This is a genomic window from Methyloceanibacter sp., assembly GCF_051306395.1.
Taxonomy (GTDB): Bacteria; Pseudomonadota; Alphaproteobacteria; order Rhizobiales; family Methyloligellaceae; genus Methyloceanibacter.
This window is the reverse complement of the sequence record NZ_JBPPND010000237.1, coordinates 1-3,545: the sequence shown is the minus strand read 5'-3', so window position 1 is coordinate 3,545 and position 3,545 is coordinate 1. Positions and strand designations below refer to the sequence as shown.

The window sequence follows — 3,545 nt, the reverse complement described above, 5'->3', positions numbered from 1 at the left end:
TAATGCCGGCCTGCTGCGTGGAACCGAGGCGCTTCTACGCCGTTTGGCGAGCGACACCACCAACCCGGAGAACATCCATGGCCACGACCCCGAAGCCGCTCGACGAGATGTTCCACGACATGCTCAAGGACGTCTATTATGCCGAGAAGCAGATTCTGAAGGCGCTGCCGAAGATGGCGAAGAAGACCGATTCCGACAAGCTATGCGCCGCCTTCAACGAGCACCTCAAGGAAACCGAGGGCCAAGTCGAGCGCCTGGAGCAGGTATTCGAGATCTTCGGCGAGAAGGCGAAGGGCGAGACCTGCCCGGCCATCGAGGGCATCATTAAGGAGGGCGAGGAAGGCATCAAAGACTCCGACGACCCGGACGTCCGCGACGCAGCGATGATCGCCGACGCCCAAGCGGTGGAGCATTACGAGATTACCCGCTACGGCACGCTGGTCGCCTGGGCCAAGCAGCTCGGCAAGAACGATGCCGCGAAGCTCCTCCAGGAGACGCTGGACCAGGAGTACAACGCCGACAGGCTTCTTTCCAAGCTCGCCGAGGGCCAGCTCAACAAGGAAGCGGCCTAGATTTCCGGGACGATCCGGAGGTTTTGCCTAAGAACGATGCAGCGTCGGGCCTTGCCCCGGCGCTGCATCTTTTATGCACGGTCATATTGTGCATTGCACTTGCGAGGAAAAGCGCGCCCGCATAGGGTTGCCCCGATTTTCCCGCAGTCCTCGCATTTTTTCCAGGAGTTCTCCATGGGACTGGTCTCCCGCACGCTTGAACGGGTCAAGCCCTCTCCGACCATGGCCATCACGAACAAGGCGCGCGAGATGAAAGCCGCCGGATTCGATGTCATTGGTCTTGGCGCCGGCGAACCCGACTTCGACACGCCGGACAACATCAAGCAGGCCGCCATCGAGGCCATCAAGCGCGGCGAGACCAAATACACCGCCGTCGACGGTATTCCCGAGCTCAAGCAGGCCATTAGTGAGAAGTTCGCCCGCGAGAACGGGCTCGACTACAAGCCGAACGAGATCACCGTGGGCTCAGGCGGCAAGCACGTGCTCTACAACGCGCTGCTGGCGACGCTCGACCCCGGCGACGAGGTGATCATCCCGTCGCCCTATTGGGTGAGCTATCCCGACATCGTGCTGCTCGCGGGCGCAGAGCCCGTCATCGTCGAGGCCAAGCTCGAAGACGGCTTCAAGCTCACGCCGGAAGCGCTCGAAAAGGCCATCACGCCCAAGACCAAGTGGTTCATCTTCAACTCACCGTCGAACCCGACCGGCGCCGCCTATACGCGCGATGAGATCAAGGCGCTGACCGACGTGCTGCTTCGCCACGAGCGTGTTTGGGTGCTCACGGACGACATCTACGAGCATCTCGTCTATGACGGCTTCGAATTCTCCACGCCGGTGCAAGTCGAACCCAAGCTGAAAGAGCGGGCGTTGACGCTGAACGGCGTGTCCAAGGCCTATTCGATGACCGGCTGGCGTATCGGCTATGCGGGCGCGCCGGCGGAACTCATCAAGGCGATCGGTAAGCTCCAGTCCCAGTCGACCTCCAACCCGTGCTCCATCAGCCAATGGGCTGCGGTCGAGGCGTTGCGTGGCCCGCAGGACTTCTTGAAGGACTGGGTCAAGTCGTTCCAGGAGCGGCGCGACCTCGTGGTCTCCATGCTGAACCAGGCGAACGGCTTGAGCTGCCCGACCCCGGAAGGCGCCTTCTATGTCTATCCTTCGTGCCAGGGCTGCATCGGCAAGAAGACGCCCAAGGGCGAGGTCATCAACAACGACGCCGATTTCGCCACGCTGCTTCTCCAGGAAGAGGGGGTCGCGGTGGTTCATGGCGAGGCGTTCGGGCTTTCGCCTTTCTTCCGTATCTCCTACGCCACTGGCATCGACGCGTTGGAAGAGGCGTGCCGCCGCATCCAGCGCTTTTGCGCCAGCTTGAGCTAGGCGGTCTATAATGGGTGCGCAGGAATCAGAGGGCGAGAGCATGAAATTCTCTAAGCTCAGCACGGCCAACCAGATCGAAGGCAAGATCATGGAGATCCGCAAGGGTGCCGTGACCGCCATCGTCTATGTTCAGATCGCCGGCGACACCATGGTCGAGGTGAGCGTCACCATCGCGTCGCTCGAGACGCTCGGTCTGTTCGAAGGCAAGTCGGTGACGCTGATCATCAATCCCGTCGACATCATGATCGGCTGCGAGTAACCGGCCCGGCCTTGGAGGCGGGGTTCTAAACGACCCACCTCGAGGATTTATGGACACACGCGCAACAGACGACCCACGAAGCGCGATCGACCGCTCCTCCCGCGTTCATCGTCTGCCCGACGGCCGCAATATCGGCTATGCGGAATACGGCAGCACGGACGGCCTACCCGTCATCGCGCTGCACGGCACGCCGGGCTCACGCTACATGTTCGCGTTGACCGACGAAGGCGCGCGGGCGCGGGGCTTGCGCATCATCGCGCCGGAGCGTCCGGGCTACGGACTTTCGGACCTGCACCACTTCAACACGCTGGCCGAGACGGCCGGCGACGTGAATGCGCTCGCCGATGCGCTCGAGCTCGACCGCTTCGTGCTGCTCGGCGTCTCGGGCGGCGGGCCGCATGCGGTCGCCGCGGCGGCGCTGCTCAAGAGCCGCGTCATGCGCATGGTGCTGATTGCGCCCGTGGGCCCGGTTGCCGCCAGCGAGCATATCCGCATGTCGCATCTGCACCATTTCATCTTCTCGCGCATGGCGCCGTCCCATCACGCGGCCGGCGCCTTCTTCCTGGGGCTTCGGACGATGATCGACTGGGCGCCGGGTGCCGCCTATCATCTTTTGATGCAGCGCGTGACGGCGTCGGACCACGAGGCGCTGCTTCGCCCCGAGGTCAGGGACAATCTTCAGGCGACGCTGCGCGAGGGCTTGCGCAGTTCCATCGAAGGCCCTCTTCAGGATTTGCGGCTCTATTGCGGGCCGTGGAACTTGCCGCTCGGCGAGATCGACGTTCCCTCGGTCATGTGGCAAGGCAGCGCGGACACCATTGTCCCCCCGGATGCCGCTTATCATCTCGCCGGCGCGCTGCACGATTGCCGGCTCGAGGTCGTCGAGGGCGCGGGGCACTATTGGGTATTCAGCGAATTCGGCCGCGTGCTCGATACGGTGCGCGCCACCTGGCCCTAGGATTTGGTCCGAAGAACTGGTCTTGAACCATGACACCGGCCTTCACTCATTGCGCGATGCATGTGGCGGACTTGGAGCGGTCTATCGACTTCTATGAGCGCTATTGCGGGATGACCATCGTCAAGGAGCACGGCGAGGGTGAAAAGCGGGTGGTGTGGCTCGCAAGCCCCGGCGCGGAACAGAGCTTCGTGCTCGTGCTGCTCCGCGGCGGGCCGAAGCGCGATCAAGACGCGGACGACATGACCCATTACGGCTTCGGCGTGCCGACGCGCGCGGACGTGGACAGGATCGCCGCGCAAGCCAAAGAGGATGGACTGCTGCATTGGGAGCCGCGCGATTACGCGCCGCCCACAGGGTATCTCTGCGGCGTCAAGGACCC

Annotated in this window: 5 protein-coding genes; all 5 read left to right on the top strand. The window is 63.1% G+C overall.

What is annotated here, in order from left to right; translation table 11 throughout:
* Positions 1-77: 77 nt before the first annotated feature.
* Positions 78-572, top strand: coding sequence for a ferritin-like domain-containing protein (locus tag ACSLE4_RS12765; protein ID WP_435904821.1), 495 nt, complete (start codon positions 78-80; stop codon positions 570-572).
* 174 nt (positions 573-746) lie between these two features.
* Entirely contained in the window at positions 747-1,949 is a 1,203-nt protein-coding gene (locus ACSLE4_RS12760; RefSeq protein WP_435904820.1) for a pyridoxal phosphate-dependent aminotransferase, read from the top strand.
* Positions 1,950-1,989: 40 nt separating this feature from the next.
* On the top strand, positions 1,990-2,208 hold the full coding sequence (locus ACSLE4_RS12755; RefSeq protein ID WP_435904819.1) for a TOBE domain-containing protein: 219 nt from the start codon (positions 1,990-1,992) through the stop codon (positions 2,206-2,208).
* Positions 2,209-2,257: 49 nt separating this feature from the next.
* Positions 2,258-3,166, top strand: a complete 909-nt coding sequence (locus ACSLE4_RS12750; RefSeq protein WP_435904818.1) for an alpha/beta fold hydrolase — start codon at positions 2,258-2,260, stop codon at positions 3,164-3,166.
* A gap of 29 nt (positions 3,167-3,195) precedes the next feature.
* On the top strand, positions 3,196-3,545 hold a 350-nt coding region (locus ACSLE4_RS12745; protein WP_435904817.1), incomplete at its 3' end, for a VOC family protein.

Excerpts from the sequence above, each read along its gene's own strand:
- ACSLE4_RS12750 (WP_435904818.1), top strand. The coding sequence starts at position 2,258 with ATGGACACACGCGCAACAGACGACCCACGAAGCGCGATCGACCGCTCC.
- ACSLE4_RS12765 (WP_435904821.1), top strand. The coding sequence starts at position 78 with ATGGCCACGACCCCGAAGCCGCTCGACGAGATGTTCCACGACATGCTC.
- ACSLE4_RS12760 (WP_435904820.1), top strand. The coding sequence starts at position 747 with ATGGGACTGGTCTCCCGCACGCTTGAACGGGTCAAGCCCTCTCCGACC.
- ACSLE4_RS12755 (WP_435904819.1), top strand. The coding sequence starts at position 1,990 with ATGAAATTCTCTAAGCTCAGCACGGCCAACCAGATCGAAGGCAAGATC.